Origin of the sequence: Anoxybacillus mongoliensis (assembly GCF_014201515.1) — a bacterium.
In the GTDB taxonomy this organism is placed as follows: domain Bacteria; phylum Bacillota; class Bacilli; order Bacillales; family Anoxybacillaceae; genus Anoxybacillus; species Anoxybacillus mongoliensis.
In genome coordinates this window covers 132,764-157,642 of record NZ_JACHEQ010000004.1, presented here as the reverse complement: position 1 = coordinate 157,642, position 24,879 = coordinate 132,764, and the positions used below count along the sequence as shown (strand labels likewise).

The window sequence follows — 24,879 nt, the reverse complement described above, 5'->3', positions numbered from 1 at the left end:
CATTTTTAAGGTGTTTATGCTATAAAAAAATAAAAAAAGGGCATCCTATTTTTCAAGGACACCCCAGCGCATTAAACAGGTGTGCAATTGTTGTTTCGTTTCTTCGATCGTTCCATTATTATCGATGATCTCATCTGCTTTTTTTCTTTTTTCTTCAAGTGGCATTTGTGCTTTTATCCGCGCCCATGCTTCTTCAACGGAAAATCCATTGCGCTCACAAAGGCGACGAAGTTGAGTTTGTTCATCCACATACACAACGAGAATACGGTCAACGAGATGCTGTAATTTACTTTCAAATAAAAGCGGAATGTCAAGAACAACTGCTTTTTTCCCTTCTCTTGCATATTGCTCTTTTTGTTGCAACATATGTTTGCGAACAAGGGGATGGACAATGGCATTTAGCTGTTTTCGCTTTTGTTCATCATGAAATACGATCGCACCAAGCTTACGTCGATCAATTGCACCATTTGAATCTAAAATGTCGCTCCCAAACGTCTCTATAATCGGTTGATATGCCTCGCCATCAACTGATGTGACACGATGAGCGATTTCATCTGCATCGATGACAGGAATATGTAAGTCACGGAACATTGCCGCGACCGTACTTTTCCCACTAGCGATGCCCCCAGTTAATCCGATCGTTAACACCATCCTCACCCCTACCTCATTTTAAAAATACCAATAACAATAAGCATAATCCCAGGTAAAAACGAGTATTTTTGTAGCCAGTCATACTTCCTAAACGATTTTCCAATTTTTAATCCACTAAATAAAAAACTAAAGCTAAGCAAACAAACGAGAAATGTAGTAAACAACACAGAATAATTTAAAAGCGCCGCGCTCACGCCTGCTCCAAACGCATCGAGCGACAGGGCGATGCCTAAAAATACCGCCTCCATCCCTGTAATCGTTCCCGAGCGGTCAAAATCAGCCATCGTCGGTTTGCGTAAAATTTGAATGACAATACCGAGCGAACGAATTTCTACGTTCATTAAAAACTTTTCTTCATTGTCATCTCTTTTAAGCATAAATTGAATGATCATCCATAATCCTAATATGATTAATATACTCCCACCCATTGCATTAGCAACGGTTGGTGAAAAAAACATATAAAGCATGCGACCAATGCCCATCGCTACTAAAAATGTCATGCATGAAAAAAGCGAAATAATAAGCAACGAACGAAGCGGAATATGTACATTCCGCATACCATACGTAACACCGACAGTCAAACCGTCGATGCTCACAGCTAAAGCAAGCAAAACTAAAGACCACGTAATCATATACGCCCGCCCCTTCCTTTGAAAAGCTACCATAGTATATGGAAGAGGCCTAGGCAATGTTCTTATGCTATGTTTGACAATGCTGACAATAATGTGTACCGCGATTAGCCACAGTTGTCTTTATAATAGGTGTCCCACAACGACGGCACGGCATGTTTGCTCGGCCGTATACATATAATTGCGTTTGAAACGTCCCTGTCTTCCCTTGCGTATTAACGTACGTTCGAACGGTACTTCCGCCTTTTTCAATCGCTTCTTGTATCGTTTGAATGATCGCTTTATGTAACGCTTCGATTTCTTGGACAGTTAGCGTAGTTGCTACACGCTCTGGAGAGATGGAAGAACGAAACAACACTTCATCGACATAAATATTACCTAATCCTGCGACAATTGTTTGATCAAGCAATGTCGCTTTAATCGTTCGCTTCGTGCGTTGAAGCTGGTCGCTAAGCCATGAAACAGTAAACTGCTCGTCAAGTGGCTCAAGTCCGATATTTGACAAAGGAGGAACGTGTAATTCTTTTCCTTTATCGAACAGATGCATCGTACCAAATTTCCGCACATCGCGATAACGAAGTTCCGTGCGATCGGTAAATGTAAAAAAGACATGCGTATGCCGATCAAATGGTGTATCTTCTTTTTCATATATATAACGCCCTTCCATACGCAAATGGGAAACAAGAGCGACATTATCCAATTGAAAAATTAAAAATTTCCCTCTCCGCTGGATGTCGTAAATTGTTTGCCCTTTCAATCGTTCGCAAAATGTCTCTACTTCAGGGTGTTGAACGATTTTCTCCCAAAGCACGTTCACACGTTCGATCGTTTTACCGACAACAAGAGGAAGTAATGTACGTCGCACCGTTTCGACTTCCGGTAATTCTGGCATGCATGTTCACCCTTCCTTACTTTGCGTCATACCACGTCGGTCCAAAATGATAATCGACTTTTAGCGGAACACGTAATGAAACAGCATTTTCCATTACATCGGGAACAATGTTTTTCAACAAATTAACTTCCTCTTTTGGCGCTTCTAAAATGAGTTCGTCATGTACTTGTAGCAACAAACGAGCTTGTAGTCCTTCTTCACGTAAACGGCTAGCTAAATCAATCATCGCCTTTTTAATAATATCCGCTGCACTTCCTTGAATAGGGGTGTTCATCGCTGTTCGCTCCGCAAAGCTACGAACATTAAAATTACTGCTCGTAATATCCGGTAAATAACGGCGACGGTGAAGCAACGTCGTGACATATCCTTTTTGTTTTGCATCTTGTATAATTTCTTGCATATACCGTTTTACGCCCGGATAACTCTGGAAATAGCGCTCGATAAATTCCGCTGCTTCTTTGCGTGTAATGCCTAAGTTTTGCGACAATCCGTAGTCGCTAATCCCATAAACGATGCCGAAGTTGACAGCTTTTGCTTGCCGGCGCATTTGAGCAGTCACTTCTTCTTCTTTCACATGAAAAATATCCATCGCTGTTTTCGTATGAATGTCGAGATCATGATGAAATGCTGCGATTAAATTTTCATCGTTAGCGATATGAGCTAACACCCGCAACTCAATTTGCGAATAGTCAGCAGAAAAAATCACCCAATCATCAAAAGATGGGACGAACGCTTGGCGAATTTTTCTTCCCTCTTCAATACGAATCGGAATGTTTTGTAAATTGGGCTCCGTTGAACTTAAACGTCCTGTTTGAGTGAGCGCTTGTTGGAAAATGGTATGCACTTTTCCTGTATCTTTTCGAACAACTTTCATTAATCCTTCTACATATGTCGATTGTAATTTTCCGAGCTGACGATAATGTAAAATTTGCTCGATGATTTCATGGTACGGCGCTAATTTTTCTAAAACATCCGCCGAGGTTGAATAACCTGTTTTCGTCTTTTTTACAACCGGCAACTGTAATTTCTCAAACAAAATCGTCCCTAGTTGTTTTGGGGAATTGATGTTAAATGTTGTTCCTGCTAATTCATAAATGCGTTGCTCAATTTGTTGAAGTTGAGCAGCGAATTCTTTCCCCATATCTTGCAAACGATTTACATCCACTTTTACACCGTAGAACTCCATCTGTGCCAAAATGAACGTAAGTGGTAACTCTAAGTGAATAAGCAATTCAAATTGTTCATTTTGTTTTAGTTCATGAATATATGTTTCTTTCAACGAAGCAACCGCTCTTGCTTTTCGGACAAGATGTTCAGCTAATACACTTGTCGACGGAACGGCTTGTTTTGCGCCTTTTCCGTATACTTCTTCGTCACTTTGTACATCTGTATATTGTTTCGTTTTTGCAATAGCTGCCACATCGCCATTAGCATCTGTCGGATTGAGTAAATATGCGGCTAATAATAAATCGAAATCGACACCTTTGAGGTCAATACCGTGCCACTTTAGCGCAACGATCGCTCGTTTTGCATCAAATACACTTTTTTTACATTGCTCATCTTCAAGCCACGTTTTAAATGCAGACGACGCTAAAGCAACGTCCGTCGGGATAAAAAAGTGTCCGCGTTCATTGACAAGCGCAAAGCCAAGAATAGACGCTCGATGATAATTCGCATCCATCACTTCAACAACAAGTGAACCTTCATTTGTCAACATGTGTTCATCAATCGTTTGAACAGTAACAAATGAAATATCCGTTAACGTTGGTTGTTCTTTCGAATTATTACTAATTTTGTCCATTAGCGATGTGAAACCTAGCTCTTGAAATAAAGATGCCAATCTCCCTGCATCATACGACTGCCATGCTAATTCATCGAGCGATAGCGTCAGCGGAACATCGCGACGAATGGTTGCCAACTGTTTACTTAGTAACGCTTGTTCACGGTACGTTCGCAAGTTTTCCTTTAGTTTTTTTCCAGAAATATGTTCAAGTGAGGCAAGCACACGTTCAACTGTTCCGTATTCTTTTAATAATTTTAATGCCGTTTTCTCTCCCACTCCCGGAACTCCCGGAATATTATCTGATGCATCCCCCATTAATCCTTTTAAATCAACAATTTGTCCAGGCGTTAATCCATACTTCTCAAAGATATGTTCTGGCGTATATCGTTCCATATCTGTTATTCCTTTTTTTGTCACATGCACATGAATGCGTTCAGACGCTAATTGAGTTAAATCACGATCACCCGAAATGATGACAACGTTAAATCCTTCTTTTGCCGCCTGTGTTGCGAGCGTCCCGATAATATCATCCGCTTCATAATTTTCAAGTTCATACGTACGAATGTTATATGCATCAAGCAGTTCACGTAAAAAAGGAAGCTGTTCTGATAATTCTGGTGGCGTTTTTTGTCTTCCGCCCTTATATTCTGTATACACTTCATGTCGAAATGTCGTTTTTCCTGCATCAAACGCAACGAGCATATGCGTCGGTTGCTCTTCTTCAATAAGCTTCATTAACATCGTTGTAAAGCCGTAAATGGCGTTTGTATGAACACCTTTATCGTTATGTAAGAGCGGTAATGCAAAAAAAGCGCGATAAGCGATGCTGTTGCCGTCAATTAAGACTAATTTGTTCGCCAAACAGAAAACCCCCTCTTTTATTCATTTACGCTTATTTTACCACGATCACCGCCAAAAAAGAAAAAAGACGAGAACATTCGTTGTCCTCGCCTATTCCAAGACAATCGGCTTCTTGGATGAAGGGGTTTTCACTTGTTATGTTATCAATTTTTTTTTAATATATGGTAAACGAATTGTAAATATATCGTTAAAAATCATTCGTCTGCACAAGCATCTGCACGAAAATGGACGGTGAACGTCGTCCCTACCCCTACTTCACTTTTTACAGAAATTGTACCATGATGCGCCTCTACTAAATGTTTCACAATCGCTAATCCAAGACCCGTCCCACCTGAGTTGCGACTTCGTGCTTTGTCTACACGATAAAATCTTTCAAAAATACGCGGAATTTCTTTTTGTTCAATTCCGATGCCTGTGTCACTTATATGAACGCGTAACTCTTTATCGTCTTTCTCCACATAAACTGTTACACGCCCACCAGCTGGTGTATAAGCAATAGCATTATTAATTAAATTAATAAAAATTTGTTTTAAACGATGTAAATCACCATACATATAACAAAGCGTTGCATTCGATGTACATGTCAATGTAATTTGTTTATCGTTCGCTTTTGATTCAAGCATGACAATGACTTCTTTCAATACCTCATTCAAGTCAACAACGGATATATTTAACGTAAATCCTTGCTGTTCAATTTTCGACAAATCAAGCAAATCTTGAATTAAATGTTGAAGACGCTCACTTTCTTTTAAAATAATCGTTAAAAAATATTCAAGTGTTTGAACATCATTCATCGCCCCATCTAATAGCGTTTCTGCAAAACCTTTAATTGATGTAATCGGCGTTTTTAATTCGTGGGAGACATTGGCCACAAAATCTTTTCGCATTTGCTCAAGCTTTTTAAGTTCAGTAATATCGTGGAACACAACGATAATCCCTTTCCATTCGTCATTTGTTCCGATAATTGGCGTTCCGTACACTTCAAAATGTTTTCGTTCAATACCAATCGGAAGAAGCATTTGTTTCCGTACATTTATTTCTGTCATAAATATTTCTTCTACAAGGGCAATGACTTCTTGATGCGGAAACGCTTCATAATATAAGCGATGTATGTAATCTGATGGATCAATATGAAACATTTCTTTATACGATCGATTCATTAACGAAATGTACCCACGCTGATCAATTAAAATTAAGCCGCTCCCCATATTTTCAATCAATGCCCGCAATCGATCTTGTTGCATTTCTTGTGTACGAACCATCTCTTGTAAATTGCGCGCCAAAATGTTTAGCGACTGGCTAAGCATGCCTGTTTCGTCTTCTCGACTTTCATACGTTCGAGCTTTATAATTGCCACGTGCCAACTCCATCGCCACTTTTGTTGCTGCTTCGATCGGTTTCGTATACTGGTTTGTAATTTTAATACCTAATAAAAGAATGATGAAAAAAGCAATGCTCAAGCTGAACGTGAGCAACAACCAAATTTGTTCGTCCACCCGCTCAATCGCATCCATCGGCAAACTTATGACAATATATCCGAGTTGTTGATCACGTTGCCAAAATGAAACTGCATAATAATATAAGTCTTGTTCTTCTTCAAATATAACTGATTCATCTTCTTTTTTTAATAACGTTTGAATGAGCTTTTGATGACGTTTTTTATCAATCAATACGTAATTGTTTGTATCTAACAGAACTTTTCCGTCTCGATCAACAATGGTGATGCGAGCAGACAGCATATCGCTAATGGCGTTCAATCGTTGTTCAAACATATCGGACTGGAGCGATTTATTTTCCATATATAAGGCTAAAAGTTTTGCCTCTTTCTCCATTCGATCATGCACAGTATCTGCATAAAATTTTTGGAACAATTGACCTAATAGCAAACCTAGACCGAATAAAACCGACAAAATGACGGAAATAAGCCCGAGCAATAGCCGGGAGCGAAATTTATTCATCCGCTTTTGGCTCCTCCAATTTATATCCTAAGCCCCGTATCGTTTTAATATATACAGGCTTTCGCGTATCATGTTCGATTTTGTCACGCAAATGACTAATATGCACATCGACAATGCGTGTATCCCCCGCAAAGTCATAGTTCCAAACTGCACTTAATAATTGATCACGTGTCAATACACGTCCTTTATATTTCGCTAAGTATGCTAATAATTCAAATTCTTTCGGAGTGAGTTCTAATCTTTGTTGTGCAAAATATGCCTCATAACGATCTGGGAAAATTTTTAGTTGTCCGACAACGAGCGAATCGTCGCTACTTTCTTGTTTTTCTTCTTGTCCAGGTATGGTCGTTCGTCGTAAGATCGCCTTAACGCGTGCCACAACTTCACGTGGACTGAATGGCTTTGTCATATAGTCATCGGCACCTAATTCAAGCCCAAGTACTTTATCAAATTCATCATCTTTTGCTGTCAACATTAAAATAGGGGTCATTACTTTTTGTTGGCGCAACTGTTTGCATACTTCAATCCCATCTAATTTCGGTAACATTAAATCAAGAATGATAAAATCGGGACGCTCCTCTAACGCTTTATGAAGCCCTTCTTCTCCATCATAGGCTGTCAATACGATAAACCCTGCCTGTTTTAAGTTGTACTCTAACAACGTAACGATCGACTGCTCATCATCGACAACTAACACACGTTTCGACATAACCATCCTCCAACAACGTAAATTTGTTACATTTTTATTATAACGAATGATGTAAAAAGAAAAAAATAAAAAAGAGGCAACGCCTCCTTTTTAAAAGTTATCTAGTGCTTTTTCTTCAACGAACGGATATGGCGGAACGACACGCAATGCTCCAACTAATATTTCTTCTCCATCTCGCGCAGCTTGAATCGAAATATGAATTTCGTTATTTTCTTCATCCACTTCAGTCACTTCAAATAAAAATTCAACATGTTCGTAATGATATACCGGTCGTTTAAATTCAATCGTTTGGGAAATGATGTGGCTTCCTGGTCCCGGCAAATATTTTGAAACAGCCGACGTAATGATACCTGTTAACATAATGGTTGGTACAATCGGGCGTTTCCATGGTGTTTGCGATGCGTAGTCATGTTGAATATAAAGCGGATTGGCATCATTTGTGAGACCTAAATATAACAATAAATCTTTATCTTCGATCGCTTCCGTTAATACGAGCTTCTCACCAACGGAAATGTCCGAAATTAAACGTCCAAGTTTGCGTTTTTTGCTTAGCATACACATCTCCCCTTTGTTTGACCATATATAAAAATTCGGGGATTCCCCCCGAATTTTTATTATTGTAATACTTTCATCACATTTTTCACCGACTCAACGGATTTTGCTAACGCTGCTTTCTCTTCTTCTGTTAGCTCTAATTCGATGACTTTTTCAATTCCGTTGCCACCTAAAATGGTTGGCACACCTAAATAAATGCCTTCATATCCGTATTCGCCTTCTAAATAAGCGATGGCTGGAAGAACTCGGCGCTGGTCTTTCACAATTGCTTCAACCATTTCAGCAAGGGATGCAGCGGGCGCATAATAAGCACTGCCGTTACCAAGCAAGTTGACGATTTCACCGCCACCTTTCCGGGTACGTTCAACAATGGCGTCTAAACGATCTTTTGGAATTAACGTCTCAAGCGGAATACCACCCGCATACGAATAACGCACAAGTGGCACCATATCATCTCCATGACCGCCTAAAACAAATCCTGTAATGTCTTTTACAGATAAATTTAATTCTTGTGCAACAAATGTACGGAAACGTGCGGTATCTAACACCCCAGATTGACCGATCACACGGTTTTTCGGAAAGCCAGATTCCTTAAACACCGTGTATGTCATCGCGTCAACAGGATTCGTTAGTACGATAATAAAACAGTTCGGCGAATATTTGACGATTTCTTTTGTGACCGCCTTCATAATCCCTTGGTTTGTCGTGACTAAATCATCGCGGCTCATGCCTGGTTTACGCGCAATGCCAGCAGTGATCACAACGATATCTGAATCAGCTGTATCCGCATAATCCGACGTACCGATGATGTTCGCGTCAAATCCAAGAACCGGGCTTGACTCAAGCATATCGAGCGCCTTTCCTTTTGTTGGATTTTCCAACTGTGGAATGTCGACAAGAACTATGTCCCCAAGCTCCTTTTGCGCTAAAATGAACGCTGTTGTTGCTCCTGTAAATCCAGCACCGATAATTGAGATTTTTTTACGTTTCATACCCACGTTCTTCCATCCCCTTTTTCGTTTTATTCTCCCATATTTTGAATGAGAGCATCCGCGAATTCAGAACATTTCACTTCTGTTGCGCCTTCCATTAAACGTGCAAAATCGTATGTGACCACTTTAGATGCAATTGTTTTTTCCATGGAGTCAATAATCAATTTCGCCGCTTCATTCCAACCGAGATGTTCAAACATCATAACGCCAGATAAAATGACAGACGATGGATTCACTTTATCTAATCCCGCATATTTCGGTGCAGTTCCATGCGTTGCTTCAAAGATCGCATGACCTGTTTCATAGTTAATGTTTGCACCTGGAGCAATGCCGATGCCGCCTACTTGTGCTGCAAGGGCATCCGAAATGTAGTCGCCGTTTAAGTTCATTGTCGCAACGACATCGAACTCACGTGGACGAGTTAAAATTTGTTGTAAGAAAATATCTGCAATCGCATCTTTAATAATAATTTTTCCTGCTGCTTCTGCTTCTGCTTGCGCTCGGTTTGCAGCTTCTTTTCCATGCATTTCAACGATGCGGTCATATTCAGCCCAAGTAAATACTTGATCGCCGAATTCTTGCTCAGCTAATTCATAACCCCAGTTTTTAAATGCGCCTTCTGTGTATTTCATAATGTTTCCTTTATGAACGAGCGTAACCGATTTCCGACCATGCTCAATGGCATATTTAATTGCTGCGCGCACTAATCGTTTCGTACCTTCTTCTGAAATCGGCTTAATACCAATTCCAGATGTTTCAGGGAAGCGAATTTTACGCACACCCATTTCGTTTTGCAAGAAATCAATTAATTTTTTCACTTCTGGTGTTCCTTTGGCATACTCAATTCCCGCATAAATATCTTCCGTATTCTCACGGAAAATAACCATGTCTGTATCTTCAGGACGCTTAACCGGAGAAGGAACTCCTTTGAAATAACGAACCGGGCGTAAGCATACAAATAAATCGAGCTCTTGACGAAGCGCAACGTTTAATGAACGGATCCCACCACCTACTGGCGTTGTCAACGGTCCTTTAATGGCAATTATGTATTCACGAATCGTATCAAGCGTTTCTTGTGGCAACCATTCACCTGTCAATTTAAACGCTTTTTCACCAGCAAGCACTTCTTTCCAAACAATTTTGCGTTCACCTTTATAAGCTTTTTCCACAGCCGCTTCTAGCACCCGAGATGCAGCTGCCCAAATATCTGGACCTGTTCCATCTCCTTCAATAAATGGAATAATTGGATAGTTTGGAACGTTTAATACCCCATTTGTAACCGTAATTTTTTCACCTTGCATCACAATAACGACCTCCAAATTATGTAGTATAAAAAGGTGAGAAAGGCGAGTTTCTCACCTTTTGCAGCCATCCTTACGCTCGCTCTTCAAGCGGCACGTATACTTGTCTCATAGGTCCCGTATATTCAGCACGCGGACGAATGAGACGATTGTTTTCGTACTGTTCTAAAATGTGCGCAAGCCATCCCGACATGCGGCTAATCGCAAAAATCGGCGTAAATAAATCATGATCAATTCCTAAACTATGGTAAACAGAAGCCGAGTAGAAGTCAACATTTGGCGGTAAACCTTTTGTTGATGTGACAATCTCCTCAATTTTCACCGACATATCATACCAATGTGGCTCACCTGTTAACTTCGTCAATTTTTCAGACATTTTCTTTAAATGCTTAGCGCGTGGGTCGCCTTGGCGATAAACGCGATGACCGAACCCCATAATTTTTTCTTTGTTATTTAATTTGTTGAGAATGTATGTTTCTACATTTTCAAGTGTGCCGATTTCTGTCAGCATTTTCATCACCGCTTCGTTTGCTCCACCATGAAGCGGACCTTTCAACGCGCCAATCGCTGCTGTAATGCCTGAGTATACGTCTGATAACGTGGCCACACAGACGCGCGCAGTAAACGTTGAAGCATTTAATTCATGATCCGCATGAAGCACGAGCGCTTTATTAAACGCTTCCTCAGCAATCGGATCTGGTTCTTTACCTGTTAGCATATATAAAAAGTTCGCCGCAAAACTTAAATCTTTGCGCGGTGGCACAGGTTCTAATCCTTTTCGAATGCGCGAAAATGCAGCGACAATCGTTGATATTTTCGCTTGTAATCGAATGGCTTTCCGATAATTCGCCTCCGGATTCATCGCTTCTGCTTCTTCATCGTATAAGCCAAGAAATGAAATGGCTGTACGAAGCGCTGCCATCGGATGAACTTGATCAAGCGGATACATTTTAAAATGATCAATGACTTGTTGCGGAATATCGGCATTTTCCGCTAACTGTTTTGTTAACATTTCTAGTTCTTCCTTATTCGGCAGTTTGCGATGCCAAAGCAAATAAACGACTTCTTCAAACGTAGCGTGTTCAGCTAAGTCATCGATATTATACCCAACATATGTGAGCGTATCATCGATGATTGAACTAATTGTGGAAGTGGTTGCTACAACCCCTTCGAGACCGCGAGTTACTGTCATCTTACATCTCTCCTTTTTCTCTTTTATTCCCCTTTTCCCATGTTGAAACGCGTCGTCGAGCGATTGCTCAAAACAGCTGAATAAAAATGCAAAGAAAATGCTTACATTTTGTTATATATTCACCTATCCGCTTTACGAAGCGAGCAGGGGAATATATACGATAGTTTCGTACATGCTCCACTACCATTATAAACAATTATCAGACTTTTGTGAACTAAAAGAAATCATAATTCAAAAATATTATTATAAAAAAGTAATCAATTAAGAAAATACATCGACTATTTTCATGATTACATATGCAATGCCAGCACCTATTAACGGACCGACAGCGACCCCTTTAAATACAGATACAGCTAAAATCGTCCCAAGAACAAGTGCAGTCGTCATATGCGGATCTTTCGCAAGCAGTGTAACCCCTCCCTTTGCTAACAAAGCGACAGCAACCCCTGATAACATGGCAATCCAGGAATAAATCGAGCGAACAGACTCTGTCAGTTCTTTCAAACCTATTTTTCCAGTTGCAATCGGAACTAGTACAGCAATCGTAATCATCGTCACACCAAGATTAATTCCCTTTTGCTCTAAATAAGGAAATATTTTAGAACTTAATCCGATACTTTTCACAACGAGTAAAAAAAGTACAGCAACAATAAGGGAATGATTTTTTGCTATCATACCAATGACAAGAAGAATAAATAAAAAAATAAATGGTTGCACGAAATACGCCCCCTTCTTTGAAACTTTTTCTTCCTTCGCATTGTATATTATAATAGTTGTAAATGACAAAAGACGGGAGGTGAGGGAATGTCGAATCAATATTTGTACAGTTCCCTTCGTTTTTTATTTGTGATCGTTGTGATTATCGCCGGATTAGCAAGCTTATATTATTTGTCCACGTTAACGTACCCGTTTTTAATTGCGTTAGCGATCGCCTTTTTCATCAATCCGATTGTCGATGTAATGGAGAAAAAAATGAAAATGCCAAGGGCGTTGGCAGTCATCGTTGTTTTAATTCTTTTACTTGCACTCGTTGCTGGGCTTGTCACCCTTCTTGTTGCAGAAATCGTGACTGGAACACAATACTTAGCAACAGTGGTGCCAAATCATTTTCAAAAACTCGTTATTTATATAGAACAGTTTGTGGCAAGCCAAATCATTCCACTCTATAACCAACTAGCTACACTTTTTAAAAATTTAGACACATCACAACAAGATACGATTATGTCAAACATTCAATCTGTTGGAACGAAAATTGCTACAACGGTCGGACAATTTATCCAAAACATATTACAAAATATACCTTCTATCATTGGATGGTTGCCTAATTTTGCAACAATTTTTATTTTCTCGTTGCTTGCCACATTTTTTATATGCAAAGACTGGTATCGCCTAAAAGCATTGTTTCAAAAATTGTTACCAAACAAAGTGCAAACGAGCACGACAAAAGTGTTTGCTGAATTAAAAAAGGCGCTATTTGGGTTTCTTAAAGCGCAAGCGACACTCATTTCGATTACAACGCTGATCGTATTAGTCGGCTTACTTGTGTTGCGAGTAGAATACGCAATTACGATCGCTCTTATTATCGGCATTGTTGATATTTTACCGTATTTAGGAACAGGATTAGTGTTTGTTCCATGGATTGTTTACGCAGCGATGAGCGGCGATACTCACTTTTCTATCGGCCTCGGTGTGTTATATCTCGTCGTTCTCGTACAGCGACAAGTGATGGAACCAAAGCTCCTCTCCTCTAATATCGGACTCGATCCATTAGCCACATTGATCGCTTTATTTGTTGGTTTCAAACTGATCGGGTTTCTCGGATTAATCGTTGGACCGGTATTACTTGTCATTGGTCGAACACTACATCACGCTGGCGTTTTTCAAGATATTTGGAACTTTATTATCGGAAAAAAGGAAGCATAAGCCAAATTTGAGCTTATGCTTTTTTATTTTCGAATGTAAATCCATGTTTTTGTATAGAACATCCTCTTAAATAAACGAACAAGCCACGGTTTTATTTTTTCACGCGCAAACGGGAGAAGTAAAATAAAACCTGTCGTATCTGTAATAAATCCCGGCGTTAACAATAACGTTCCCCCCACTAAAATACAAACACCATCTAATAGGGCATCGCTTGGTATGCGTCCGTTCATGAACTCATATTTTACCCGTTGTAGCGTATGCAATCCTTGTTTTTTGGCTAAAAACGCACCAATCATACCTGTCACAACGATTAGTGCAAACGTTGGCCATATGCCGATCGCCTTCCCCGACAAAACAAGCACAACAATTTCTAGCGCTGGAATAACAATAAAAAGAAGAAAAAAGATATTTCGCACATACATCCCTCCAAAATAATAAAGAAGGGGATGTCCCCTTCTTTATTATAGCACGCTTGCATGGCCACGATAAATGGCACCGAAGCTTGCATCTACCGTAATATCTTGTCCATCTTTTAAGATAGCTGTTGCGTTGTTTACACCGACGATGACCGGGATCCCCAAGCTTAAGCCAACAACAGCCGCGTGGCTCGTTAAGCCACCTTCTTCAGTGATGATAGCCACAGCTTTTTCTAACGCTTTCATCATGTCTGCATCTGTTGCTGGGGCGACTAAAATGCCGCCTTCCATCATTTTTTCAAGCGCCTCTTCAGCCGTTTTAGCTACAACGACTTTTCCGAATGCTGATTTACGACCAATGCCTTGGCCTTTCGCAATCATATCGCCGATCATGTGTACTTTCATTAAGTTGGTTGATCCGGTTTCTCCAACCGGAACGCCTGCTGTAATGACAACAAGATCACCATGTTTCACGATACCTGTATCGAGAGCTGCCTCAACAGCAATATCAAGCATCTCATCCGTTGAGGTCGCATGTTGGGCAACGCGTGGATGAACACCCCAAACGAGTGCTAATTTACGGGAGACAGCTTCATTTGATGTAACGGCGATAATTGGCGCTTTCGGGCGATATTTCGAAATCATACGCGCTGTATGACCGCTTACTGTCGGCGTCACAATTGCCGCAACATCTAAGTTTAGTGCTGTATGAGCAACCGATTGTCCAATTGCATCTGTGATTGTTGTTCCGCTTTGCTTGCTCCGTTTTGATAATAAATCGCGATATTGTAACGCTTGCTCCGTGCGCAAAGCAATGCGGTGCATCGTTTGTACCGCCTCAACTGGGTAAGCCCCTGCTGCTGTTTCTCCGGAAAGCATAATCGCATCTGTTCCATCGAAAATAGCGTTCGCCACATCGCTTGCCTCTGCACGAGTTGGTCGTGGGTTGCGTTGCATTGAATCGAGCATTTGTGTCGCTGTGATGACCGGTTTTCCAAGCGCGTTGCATTTTTTAATTAACTCTTTTTGGACAAGTGGCACTTCTTCCGCTGGAATTTCGACACCTAGGTCCCCGCGAGCAACCATTAAACCGTCTGCCACTTCTAAAATCTCATCAATATTGTCTACGCCTTCTTGATTTTCAATTTTCGGGATAATTTGAATGTGTAATGCGTTATGTTCTTCGAGCAATTCGCGAATTTCAAGCACATCAGAAGCACGTCGAACAAACGATGCAGCAATGAAGTCGATGCCTTGTTCAATACCGAAACGAATGTCATCTGCATCTTTTTCCGTAATGCCCGGTAATTTCACTTTTACGCCCGGCACGTTGACACCTTTTTTATTTTTTAATACGCCACCGTTCAACACTTTTGTTTTGATTTCTTTCGCTTCTTTGTCAACAGCTAATACTTCCAAACCAATTAACCCGTCATCTAATAAAATGGTTGAACCGACATGTACATCATCAATGAGCCCTTCATAAGTAATCGAAAATTTTTCTGGTGTACCAAGTACTTCGTTCATCGAAATGGTGACTTCAGTACCTGCTTTTAACTCAATTGCACCATTTTCCATGTTGTGCGTGCGAATTTCTGGACCTTTTGTATCCAATAAAATAGCAACGGTTTTTCCAGTCATTTTTGATGCTTCACGAATGTTGCGGATGCGTGCAGCATGCTCTTCATGGCTTCCGTGAGAAAAGTTAAGACGTGCAACGTTCATTCCCGCTTCGATAAGTTGTACAAGTTTCTCTACGCTTTCACTCGCAGGACCGATCGTACAAACAATTTTCGTTTTGCGCATAAATACCCTCCTACACTTTGCATATGGAAACGATACCATAAATATACATTAAATTGAAAGCTCTTTGGACAATTGATACATTTTTTGGTCAACTGTATGTTTTTGTGCTAACGCTTCAATAATATCATGATCAACCAGTTGGTTATTTTGAATACCAACGCAACGTCCGCCTTTTCCTTCAAGTAACAACTCTACTGCGCGCGCACCTAGACGACTTGCAAGGACACGGTCAAAAGCAGTTGGTGAACCACCGCGTTGGACGTGACCTAATACTGTCACACGCGTTTCGAACCCTGTTGCTTCCTCGATGCGCTTACCGAATTCCACACCGCTACCGACACCTTCTGCAACAACGATGATGCTATGTTTCTTACCACGTTCATGTCCGCGTTTGAGACGCGCGACTATTTCGTCCATATCATAATCGGCTTCTGGGATTAAAATGCTTTCTGCTCCACCTGCAAGACCTGCCCAAAGCGCAATATCACCTGCATGACGTCCCATGACTTCAATGACATATGTACGTTCATGAGATGTCGCTGTATCGCGAATTTTGTCAATCGCGTCAATGACCGTATTTAACGCTGTATCAAAACCGATCGTAAAATCTGTTCCTGGAATGTCGTTATCAATTGTTCCTGGCACACCGACACACGGATAACCGTGTTCTGTTAACTTTTTCGCTCCTTGATATGAGCCGTCACCACCGATGACAACAAGTCCTTCAATCCCATGTTTTTTCAACTGCTCAATTCCTTTTAACTGTCCTTCTAACGTTTTGAATTCTGGGCAACGGGCAGTATATAACATCGTTCCACCACGATGAATAATATCGCCAACATCCCCGATTTCAAGCTTTTTAATTTGACCGGCAATTAATCCTGCATATCCATGGTAAATGCCGTACACTTCTAATCCATGATAGATCGCCTTTCGGACGACTGCACGAATGGCAGCATTCATTCCCGGCGAATCGCCACCGCTCGTAAGCACACCAATTCTTTTCATCGCTCTTCACCTCTTTAAAAAAATAAAATAAGAAGTATGACCTCTTACTTTAAGATAACATGAAGGTATATGGAACACAATACATAATGAAATGTTTCACAAAACGTTGATTTTTTTGCACTACAAAAAGTTTGCCCAAAGTCGTCTATTTCATGTAAAGAAAAAGGCCATCTGAACGGATGACCTTTTTTACATAACCGAAACATGCTGTTCGGAATCAATGAAATCGCCAATTTTCTTATATTTTTCGTATCGTTGAGCAATCAACTGTTCAGCATGTAATGGAAGTAATTCACGCAAGGAACGCTTAAGCACATCATCAATATATTTCGCTTGTTCATCTACATTTCGGTGGGCACCACCGCGCACCTCAGGAATCACTTCATCGATGATACCAAGCTGTTTCAAATCTTTCGCCGTAATTTTCATCGTTTCTGCAGCTTTTTTTGCAAGTGATGCATCTTTCCATAAAATTGCTGCTGCTCCTTCTGGCGAAATAACGGAATACGTTGAATTTTCAAGCATGTGAACGTAGTTTCCGACACCGAGTGCAAGCGCACCACCGCTTCCCCCTTCGCCAATGACAATGCATACAACGGGAACCGTCAATCCCGCCATTTCAAATAAGTTTCGCGCGATGGCCTCGCTTTGTCCTCGTTCTTCTGCCGCTTTTCCAGGGTATGCCCCTTTCGTATCAATAAAACAAATAATCGGACGCCCAAACTTTTCAGCTTGTTTCATTAAACGAAGCGCTTTTCGATATCCTTCTGGATGTGGCATACCAAAATTGCGACGAATATTTTCTTTCGTATCTTTCCCACGCTGATGGCCAATGACCGTCACGGGTAATCCGTAATATTTTGCAATTCCCCCTACGATCGCTTCATCATCACCAAAACAACGATCACCGTGACATTCAAAAAAGTTTGTAAACAAACGTTCAATATAATCAAGCGTTGTCGGGCGATTCGGATGACGTGCAATTTGTACACGATCCCATGGACCTAAATTGGCATAAATGTCATTCTCAAGTTTTTCAAGTCGAGCTTCTAATTTGTTGATTTCATCGGAAAAATCGACGTCGCGATGCTTTGTAAATTCTTTCAATTCACTAATTTTTTTCCGTAATTCTACAAGCGGTTTCTCAAATTCTAATTCGTATGCCATTCGTCTCCACCTCGCGATTGGTGAATGTCTAATACATTCGTTAATACGTCTTTTAGCTCGTGACGCGGAATCACAGCATCTAGTTGTCCATGTTTCAATAAAAATTCCGCTGTTTGAAAATCTTCTGGCAACTCTTCACGAACGGTTTGTTCAATGACACGTCGTCCTGCAAAACCGATGAGCGCCCCCGGCTCAGCGAAATTGTAATCTCCAAGCGAGGCGAAACTTGCTGATACACCACCTGTCGTCGGATGAGTCATCACTGAAATAATAAGTCCACCTTGTTCACTAAACAGTTTTAACGCTGCGCTCGTTTTCGCCATTTGCATTAAACTTAATACACCTTCTTGCATGCGCGCCCCACCTGAAGCGGTGAAAATAATAAAAGGCACTGATTTTTCCATTGCTCGTTCGATGGCACGTGCGATTTTTTCTCCGACAACCGATCCCATACTTCCCATGCGAAAGCGAGAATCCATTACGGCAATGACGATAGGAAACCCGTTAATCATTCCTTCCCCTGTGACGACCGCTTCATTTAGTTTTGTTTTTTCACGATCTTCCTCGACTTTTTCGATATATTGAGGAAAATCGAGCGGATTTTTAGAAAGAAGGTGACGATCGTATTCTTGAAACGTTCCTTCATCTAATAAACACGCAATGCGCTCTGGAGCAGACATCGGATGATGATAACCGCATGATATACAAACGCGTAAGTTTTTCACTAGTTCTTTTGTATACATAATTTTTTTACATTTTGGACATTTCGTCATAATGCCTTCTGGTACATCTTGCTTCGCTTGTTCAGACGGAATGGTGGCATACTTTTTCTTTTTAGAGAACAAATCTTTCAGCACATGTTTCCCTCCCCTACTTAGTCCATTTCTACTTTACCGAATAGAGACGACTTTGTTTGTCATATTGTGTCAGTTTGCTTTCGACATTTTTTGCATCACGTATTGTTCATAAATCGCTGTCGCTTCTTCACAAGACCGTTTTTGTAGCGCTGTCCACATTTGTTCATAAAACTCGGAAGGGAGAGTCAACGTATATACGTGTTCAAAAAAGTCGTTTAATACAAGCCAAATGCGTAACAATAAATAGTTGTCGGTTGCTTCCACAACTCGTTGAAAAAATAAATCATACGTATGCTCAGCACGAGCTATATGCTCGAGCTTCTCATCTGTTAGTCGCTCACAAGCAAGCTGCAGACACATTCGTTCGATAAACATTTTTGTTTCGATTAAATCTCGTTTTTCCCGATTTCCTTGCAAAATAAACGAACCGAGTAGTTGAATGAGCTGGTGATCACCAAACGGTTTCATAAATGTTCCTTCCCCGCGACGCGTTTCGATTAATCCAAGCAACTCTAACGCTCGCAGCGCTTCACGAACGGAAGATCGACCGACTCGTAACCGATCCGCTAACTCTCGTTCAGAAGGCAATCGATCCCCTGGTTGAAGCCCCGCTTCTTCAATCATGCGATGAATTTGCCAAAACGTTTCAATATACACTTTAGAAGTAGTCATCGGTGTCCTCACCTGCAATCAAAGCTAATTGTCGTGTTCGTTTTTCTATCTCTTTTGGATCAACAATCACTTGAGCCACTCCTGTTTCGATTGCTGCTTTTGCCACAGCAGCAGCAACTGCTGGAGCGACGCGCGGATCGAACGGAGCAGGAATCACATAATCCGCACGCAACTCATCTTCTGCAATTAAATGTGCTATTGCTTCGACTGCTGCTATTTTCATTTGTTCGTTAATTTGTTTTGCACGCACATCAAGCGCCCCTCTGAAAATACCTGGAAATGCCAACACGTTATTCACTTGATTCGGATAATCAGAACGTCCTGTACCAACAACTGTTGCCCCTGCTTGCAACGCTTCTTCCGGCATAATTTCTGGCGTCGGGTTTGCCATCGCAAAAATAATTGCATCTCGATTCATCGTTTCAACCATGCTAGCTGTCAATGCTCCTGCAACAGACACACCAATAAATACATCGGCACCAACGATCACTTCCTCTAACGTGCCAGTTTTTTTCTCATGGTTTGTCCATTGTGCAACTTCATGCTTCATCTTATTCATTCCGTACGGGCGCCCCTCATAAATTGCCCCTTTGGAATCACACATGATCATATGTTTTACACCATAACAACGAAGCAACTTCATGATCGCTATCCCTGCTGCCCCAGCTCCATTAATCACAACTTGAATATGTTCTATTTTCTTGTTGACTAATTTCAATGCATTTACTAAACCGGCAACAGTCACGATCGCTGTTCCATGTTGGTCGTCATGAAAGACCGGAATGTTTAGTTCTTTCTTTAAGCGCTCTTCGATAATAAAACAATGTGGAGCCGCAATGTCTTCTAAGTTAACTCCACCAAATGTCGGCTCAAGTAGCTTCACTGTTTGAATAATTTGTTCTGCATCCGATGTATTTAAGCAAATCGGAAACGCATCAACTCCAGCAAAACTTTTAAAAAGCACGGCCTTTCCTTCCATGACTGGCAACGCTGCTTCAGCTCCAATATTTCCAAGTCCTAATACCGCGCTTCCATTCGATACAACAGCTACCGTATTCGCTTTTAACGTATAATCGTATATTTTGTTCGGTTCATGATGGATAACTTTGCACGGTTCTGCTACGCCAGGAGAATAAGCCAAGCTTAAATCGTAAGCATTCTTTAACGGTACTTTCGCTTTTATTTCTAGCTTTCCTTGATAACGTCCATGCATATGAAGCGCTTCTTTAAACAACGACACTAACAATCCCCCCACGAAGTGGTCGCCACTGGTCTGACCACTTAACTTCTATAAAAATATAATAAAAATGAAAAATAGTAAAGCATTTTTATTTCACAACGACATTCCCATCCCCAAGCAATGTTGTCAATTTCCTGATTACCTCATCACTTGGAGATACTGCGTGCTCATAGGAAAGCTGCACTTTTTTTCGTTCTTTTTCATAATACAAAATAACAGGTGCATATCCTCGATGAGCAGTTAACACATCTTTTAACTGTTTTAACACAACTGGTGACGCATGTTGTTCATCAATTTTGACATACACGCATACCGGCTTTCTCACTTGTTGTACAATGAGATGCCAACCACTCGGTCGCTGCTCTATTTTGCCTTCCATATACAATACGCTTCCTTGTTGCAATAAAGCATGAAACCGCCTATAGCTCGTTGGAAATACAATTGCATGCCACTCATCACTATCGTCACAAATTGTAGCAAACACCATTTCTTCCCCTTTTTTTGTCCGCTTTTTCGTCACCCCCTCAACATATACAATCACCTTTCCGTCCTTTGCCCTTTCTATGATCCATTCATACATACGTTTTGCTCCCCACATCGAGTAAAAATGTGAAAATGATTCAACAGGATGAGGGGACACGTATACATTGAGCCATTGTTTCTCATATTTCAGTTGATCGATAAGTGATAGCGGTTCAGCATGAACGTATTTTGGCCGTATATTCAGAGGGACATTCATCAACTCTGCATGCTCAATCGCAACATCGATACTTGCATAAAGAGTGGCACGCCCGATCTGAAATTCATCAAAGCAGCCAGAAAAAATAAGTGCTTCGATTATCTTTTTTTGCGAAGGCTCAATACGTAGTCGTAAAACAAAATCAAAAAAATCGGCAAATGGGCGTTTTTGACGCTCCCTGATCATTTGCTTGACAAAGGTGGAACTCACTTGCTTAATCGCTAACAACCCAAAACGAATGCCGTTGTCATCAACGGTAAAGTGCCCTTCGCTTCGCGCAATAGAAGGGGGAAGTAAACGTATTTTTTTGTTCCGAAGCTCGTATACACATTGCATCATTTTTTCTTTTTGTCCACTTACGTTTGTTAATAATGTTGCATAAAAATCGAGCGGATAATGCGCTTTAATATACGCCAACATATATGCGATGTAGCTATATGCTACCGCGTGGCTACGATTAAAACCATATCCAGCAAAGCGAACGATGAGTTCATACAATTCGTTTGCGAGATCGGCATCATATCCATTTTGTATGCATCCCTCAACGAAGTGCTTTTTCTCTTTTTCCATTTGTTCAACATCTTTTTTGCTTATTGCTCGCCGTAATAAATCTGCCTCAGCTAATGAAAACCCCGCCATTTGTTCAGCAATTTTCATAATTTGTTCTTGATACACGATGACGCCATATGTCGACTGCAAAATCGGTTGCAAATCATCATGCATGTAACGGATTTGTTCGCGGCCATGTTTACGAGAAATATATGTTGGAATTTGCTCCATCGGTCCTGGACGAAATAAGGCGTTCACTGCAACAATATCTTCAAACGTTGTCGGTTGTAATTCGCGCAATACCCGCTTCATTCCTTCTGACTCAAGCTGAAACACACCAAAGGTGTCCCCTTGACTTAAGAGCGCATACGTTTTTTGATCATCCATTGGCATGTTTTCAAAACTCAAGCGATGACCTGTGCGCTGTTCAATACTTTGAATCATTTGCTCAATCAGCGTTAAATTTTTAAGCGCAAGCAAATCAAATTTTAGTAATCCTAGTCGTTCAAGCGCATCCATCGCATATTGCGTCACATATGTTGTCGTTTGCCCCCTTTGAAGAGGAACGACATCAGTTAATGGATGCGGGCTAATCACAAGGCCGGCAGCATGAACGGACGTATGCTTCGGTAGTCCTTCGATTCGTTGTGCAACGTAATGCCATGGCCGCGTACGATTGAAGATTCCCGTTGCTAACGTTTGTTGAATTTCGTGTTCATCGACATCAAAAATACGACCAACTTCACGAATAGCAGAACGCATCCCGAAAGTCCCGAACGTAATAATTTGTGCAACATGATCGGCTCCATATTTTTGCTCAATGTAACGAATCACTTCTTCACGACGATCATCTGCAAAATCGATATCAATATCTGGAAGAGATAAACGAGCTGGATTTAAAAAACGCTCAAACAATAACCCATATTGCAACGGGTCTACTTGGGTAATACCGAGTATGTAAGCAACGAGCGAACCTGCGGCTGATCCACGTCCCGGCCCGATGAATATGCCTCGCTCACGTGCAAAACGGACAAAATCGGCAACAATTAAAAAGTAATCGCTAAAGTTCATTTGTTGAATGATTTGCAGCTCATATTGCAGTCGGTCAACATATGCTTGTGGGCGCTCTGGAAAGCGTCTTGTCAGCTCTCTAAAGCACCATGTTTGTAAATATTCATCCGCTGTCGTCTCTGAAGGAACGGGGTAACGCGGCATATGCCATTGTTCATGTTCAAATGTCACATGGCATCGTTCTGCAATGCAGATCGTTTCCTTCACCGCCTCATGACACATAGAAAATAAAGAGACCATTTCATCTGCGCTTTTTAAATCATACTCATTTGCTGCCAAACGCGGACGGCTTGTGTCATTCATTTTCTTTCCATGTTTCATAGCAAGCAAACACTCGCATGCAAGCGCATCTTCTTTATAGATGTAACGTACATCGTTTGTTGCAACGAGCGGAATGTTCCATCGTTTACTATATTCAAGAAGTAGCGGCAATAATTTTGCTTGCTCTTGCAACCCGTGTTGTTGAACATTTATGTAAAAATCGCCTTTCTGGAATATTTCAGTGTACATTTGAGCAAGTGCTTCTGCTTGAGCAATTTCGCCATTTAACAAGTGCTGTTCTATTCGCCCATGCAATCCGCTTGTGATGCCAATTAGTTCGCTCGTGTAACGGGATAAGTCACATAAAGAAATCCCCTTTCCATCATTCATTTGAATCATTGTAGCAATATGGACAAGTTGACGATAACCGTCGTTATTTTTTGCTAACAACACAAGCTGATCTGTATGACCATATTCATGAATGACCGTTGCTATCATACCAATGATTGGCTTAATTCCATGTGCTTGACACGTCTCATAAAACGGAATGGCGCCGTACAACACATTTTCATCTGTTAATGCGATCGCTAGAAATTGAAGCTCGCGTGCACGTGTGACGAGCTCCTCGATTTTGACCGTGCTACTTAATAAACTATAACCACTTCGCACTTGTAGATGGATAAACGACAATGTGTCTCCCACCTTTTCTATTTTTTTCTATTATAGGCTCTGTAAAAGCTAAAAAGCAAAACATACCTTGTTCGTTTGTCCCATATACATAGTATACAGAAGGAGTGAGAGGTATGGAGATGAAAACAGCGTTTTTACCTGCTTTTATTCAAAGCTATTTCATTGCTTTAGGCGTGTTAGTTGGAGGGGCTCTCATCGGGGGATTTGGGGCTTTTTTGTCCGGCGAACCGCCACTGACGATGATGTATCGCTTTGCGAGCAGTTTAAAAATTTGGGCGTTAATTGCAGCCATTGGTGGTACGTTTGATACGTTTTATAGCGTGGAACGCGGATTTTTCCAAGGAGAAACACGGGATGTCATTAAACAATTTTTACTCATTTTATCGGCAACCGGCGGCGCACAGACAGGTATGACATTTATTCGCTGGTTTACGCAGGAGCATAGCGCATGAGAGTTCCACCATATTCACGCGATCCAGGATGGCAACGCTTTTTTGCTGGAGCGGCAATTGGAGCAATTATTAGCTGGATCGTTTTCACACAAATTTTTGGCATTTTACAAGAAAAACAAGTGCGTCAACTCAAAACCCAACAAGAAATCATTGTTCAATTAAAACATGATTTAAACATTTGGCAACAAGATTACATTCAACTAAACAAAGAAAATAAAAAACGACTGACGATTCAATCAATTGATGTGAAAGTCATTAACGCCCAATCATATGGCATCGATACGTACACAACCTTCCGCATTGAAGAAGATATAAAAAAAGATATTCAACATATAACTGCCAAAGATATCGAAACCGTATATAAAAGTAAAGAGCTATTAAAAAAAGCAATTGAAAATAAAACATACATTATAGACAATCGGACGTATCATCTCGATATCGAAACCATTTTATTTTTCACCAATATATCTATTGAACTAAAATTAAAGCAACAGTAGAAAGTATC

22 protein-coding genes are annotated in these 24,879 nt (G+C 40.8%); 3 read left to right on the top strand and 19 right to left on the bottom strand.

Going from position 1 to position 24,879, the window contains the following annotated elements:
- Positions 1-45: 45 nt before the first annotated feature.
- From coaE to HNR43_RS05735, 11 genes are all read right to left on the bottom strand, one after another.
- Complete coding sequence (gene coaE / locus HNR43_RS05785; RefSeq protein ID WP_183242139.1) at positions 46-651, bottom strand: dephospho-CoA kinase; 606 nt, start codon at positions 649-651, stop codon at positions 46-48.
- 8 nt (positions 652-659) lie between these two features.
- Positions 660-1,283, bottom strand: a complete 624-nt coding sequence (gene ytaF / locus HNR43_RS05780) for a sporulation membrane protein YtaF (RefSeq protein ID WP_055440071.1) — start codon at positions 1,281-1,283, stop codon at positions 660-662.
- A gap of 67 nt (positions 1,284-1,350) precedes the next feature.
- Positions 1,351-2,172, bottom strand: a complete 822-nt coding sequence (mutM, locus tag HNR43_RS05775) for a DNA-formamidopyrimidine glycosylase (protein WP_183242067.1) — start codon at positions 2,170-2,172, stop codon at positions 1,351-1,353.
- A 16-nt stretch (positions 2,173-2,188) separates the two neighbouring features.
- The gene (polA, locus tag HNR43_RS05770) at positions 2,189-4,816 is read right to left on the bottom strand and encodes a DNA polymerase I (RefSeq protein WP_183242065.1); all 2,628 of its coding nucleotides are present in this window, start codon (positions 4,814-4,816) and stop codon (positions 2,189-2,191) included.
- A 194-nt stretch (positions 4,817-5,010) separates the two neighbouring features.
- A complete protein-coding gene (pnpS, locus tag HNR43_RS05765) occupies positions 5,011-6,774 on the bottom strand; it encodes a two-component system histidine kinase PnpS (RefSeq protein WP_183242063.1) in 1,764 nt (587 codons plus the stop codon).
- Positions 6,767-7,483 (bottom strand): response regulator transcription factor, encoded by a 717-nt coding sequence (locus HNR43_RS05760; protein WP_183242061.1) that lies wholly within the window; start codon positions 7,481-7,483, stop codon positions 6,767-6,769. Before HNR43_RS05760 ends, pnpS begins: the two co-directional genes overlap by 8 nt.
- A 90-nt stretch (positions 7,484-7,573) precedes the next feature.
- Positions 7,574-8,044, bottom strand: a complete 471-nt coding sequence (locus HNR43_RS05755; RefSeq protein ID WP_183242059.1) for a MaoC/PaaZ C-terminal domain-containing protein — start codon at positions 8,042-8,044, stop codon at positions 7,574-7,576.
- A gap of 53 nt (positions 8,045-8,097) precedes the next feature.
- Positions 8,098-9,036 (bottom strand): malate dehydrogenase, encoded by a 939-nt coding sequence (gene mdh / locus HNR43_RS05750; RefSeq protein ID WP_183242057.1) that lies wholly within the window; start codon positions 9,034-9,036, stop codon positions 8,098-8,100.
- Positions 9,037-9,059: 23 nt separating this feature from the next.
- Entirely contained in the window at positions 9,060-10,334 is a 1,275-nt protein-coding gene (gene icd, locus HNR43_RS05745) for an NADP-dependent isocitrate dehydrogenase (RefSeq protein ID WP_343055729.1), read from the bottom strand.
- A gap of 70 nt (positions 10,335-10,404) precedes the next feature.
- Positions 10,405-11,523 (bottom strand): citrate synthase, encoded by a 1,119-nt coding sequence (gene citZ, locus HNR43_RS05740; RefSeq protein ID WP_183242055.1) that lies wholly within the window; start codon positions 11,521-11,523, stop codon positions 10,405-10,407.
- Between the two features lie 261 nt (positions 11,524-11,784).
- Entirely contained in the window at positions 11,785-12,240 is a 456-nt protein-coding gene (locus HNR43_RS05735; RefSeq protein WP_183242053.1) for a DUF441 family protein, read from the bottom strand.
- A gap of 87 nt (positions 12,241-12,327) precedes the next feature.
- On the opposite strand from HNR43_RS05735, the gene ytvI reads away from it, so the two are divergent.
- Complete coding sequence (gene ytvI / locus HNR43_RS05730; protein ID WP_055440078.1) at positions 12,328-13,446, top strand: sporulation integral membrane protein YtvI; 1,119 nt, start codon at positions 12,328-12,330, stop codon at positions 13,444-13,446.
- A 23-nt stretch (positions 13,447-13,469) separates the two neighbouring features.
- Here the strand turns inward: ytvI and HNR43_RS05725 are convergent, their stop codons facing one another.
- From HNR43_RS05725 to dnaE, 8 genes are all read right to left on the bottom strand, one after another.
- Entirely contained in the window at positions 13,470-13,862 is a 393-nt protein-coding gene (locus HNR43_RS05725; RefSeq protein WP_183242051.1) for an FxsA family protein, read from the bottom strand.
- Positions 13,863-13,907: 45 nt separating this feature from the next.
- Positions 13,908-15,668, bottom strand: coding sequence for a pyruvate kinase (pyk, locus tag HNR43_RS05720; protein ID WP_183242049.1), 1,761 nt, complete (start codon positions 15,666-15,668; stop codon positions 13,908-13,910).
- 48 nt (positions 15,669-15,716) lie between these two features.
- Entirely contained in the window at positions 15,717-16,676 is a 960-nt protein-coding gene (pfkA, locus tag HNR43_RS05715) for a 6-phosphofructokinase (protein ID WP_055440081.1), read from the bottom strand.
- Between the two features lie 189 nt (positions 16,677-16,865).
- Positions 16,866-17,843 carry an acetyl-CoA carboxylase carboxyl transferase subunit alpha gene (accA, locus tag HNR43_RS05710; protein WP_183242047.1) on the bottom strand — a complete coding sequence of 326 codons (978 nt, stop codon included), beginning with the start codon at positions 17,841-17,843 and terminating at the stop codon, positions 16,866-16,868.
- The gene (gene accD / locus HNR43_RS05705) at positions 17,828-18,700 is read right to left on the bottom strand and encodes an acetyl-CoA carboxylase, carboxyltransferase subunit beta (RefSeq protein ID WP_183242045.1); all 873 of its coding nucleotides are present in this window, start codon (positions 18,698-18,700) and stop codon (positions 17,828-17,830) included. Before accD ends, accA begins: the two co-directional genes overlap by 16 nt.
- Positions 18,701-18,769: 69 nt before the next feature.
- Entirely contained in the window at positions 18,770-19,372 is a 603-nt protein-coding gene (locus HNR43_RS05700) for a FadR/GntR family transcriptional regulator (protein ID WP_183242043.1), read from the bottom strand.
- A complete protein-coding gene (gene ystJ / locus HNR43_RS05695) occupies positions 19,359-20,612 on the bottom strand; it encodes an NADP-dependent malic enzyme (protein WP_183242041.1) in 1,254 nt (417 codons plus the stop codon). The genes HNR43_RS05700 and ystJ overlap by 14 nt, the downstream gene beginning before the upstream one ends.
- Before the next feature lie 88 nt (positions 20,613-20,700).
- A complete protein-coding gene (gene dnaE, locus HNR43_RS05690) occupies positions 20,701-23,922 on the bottom strand; it encodes a DNA polymerase III subunit alpha (protein WP_183242039.1) in 3,222 nt (1,073 codons plus the stop codon).
- Positions 23,923-24,035: 113 nt separating this feature from the next.
- Between dnaE and ytrH the strand changes: the two genes are divergently transcribed.
- The gene (ytrH, locus tag HNR43_RS05685) at positions 24,036-24,374 is read left to right on the top strand and encodes a sporulation membrane protein YtrH (RefSeq protein ID WP_043965430.1); all 339 of its coding nucleotides are present in this window, start codon (positions 24,036-24,038) and stop codon (positions 24,372-24,374) included.
- Positions 24,371-24,871: a sporulation membrane protein YtrI gene (ytrI, locus tag HNR43_RS05680; protein WP_183242037.1), complete on the top strand. Its 501-nt coding sequence runs from the start codon at positions 24,371-24,373 to the stop codon at positions 24,869-24,871. Before ytrH ends, ytrI begins: the two co-directional genes overlap by 4 nt.
- The last annotated feature ends 8 nt before the right edge of the window (positions 24,872-24,879 follow it).

Excerpts from the sequence above, each read along its gene's own strand:
- coaE (WP_183242139.1), bottom strand. The coding sequence starts at position 651 with ATGGTGTTAACGATCGGATTAACTGGGGGCATCGCTAGTGGGAAAAGT.
- ytaF (WP_055440071.1), bottom strand. The coding sequence starts at position 1,283 with ATGATTACGTGGTCTTTAGTTTTGCTTGCTTTAGCTGTGAGCATCGAC.
- mutM (WP_183242067.1), bottom strand. The coding sequence starts at position 2,172 with ATGCCAGAATTACCGGAAGTCGAAACGGTGCGACGTACATTACTTCCT.
- pnpS (WP_183242063.1), bottom strand. The coding sequence starts at position 6,774 with ATGAATAAATTTCGCTCCCGGCTATTGCTCGGGCTTATTTCCGTCATT.
- HNR43_RS05760 (WP_183242061.1), bottom strand. The coding sequence starts at position 7,483 with ATGTCGAAACGTGTGTTAGTTGTCGATGATGAGCAGTCGATCGTTACG.
- HNR43_RS05755 (WP_183242059.1), bottom strand. The coding sequence starts at position 8,044 with ATGTGTATGCTAAGCAAAAAACGCAAACTTGGACGTTTAATTTCGGAC.
- citZ (WP_183242055.1), bottom strand. The coding sequence starts at position 11,523 with ATGACAGTAACTCGCGGTCTCGAAGGGGTTGTAGCAACCACTTCCACA.
- ytvI (WP_055440078.1), top strand. The coding sequence starts at position 12,328 with ATGTCGAATCAATATTTGTACAGTTCCCTTCGTTTTTTATTTGTGATC.
- pyk (WP_183242049.1), bottom strand. The coding sequence starts at position 15,668 with ATGCGCAAAACGAAAATTGTTTGTACGATCGGTCCTGCGAGTGAAAGC.
- pfkA (WP_055440081.1), bottom strand. The coding sequence starts at position 16,676 with ATGAAAAGAATTGGTGTGCTTACGAGCGGTGGCGATTCGCCGGGAATG.
- accA (WP_183242047.1), bottom strand. The coding sequence starts at position 17,843 with ATGGCATACGAATTAGAATTTGAGAAACCGCTTGTAGAATTACGGAAA.
- HNR43_RS05700 (WP_183242043.1), bottom strand. The coding sequence starts at position 19,372 with ATGACTACTTCTAAAGTGTATATTGAAACGTTTTGGCAAATTCATCGC.
- ytrH (WP_043965430.1), top strand. The coding sequence starts at position 24,036 with ATGGAGATGAAAACAGCGTTTTTACCTGCTTTTATTCAAAGCTATTTC.
- ytrI (WP_183242037.1), top strand. The coding sequence starts at position 24,371 with ATGAGAGTTCCACCATATTCACGCGATCCAGGATGGCAACGCTTTTTT.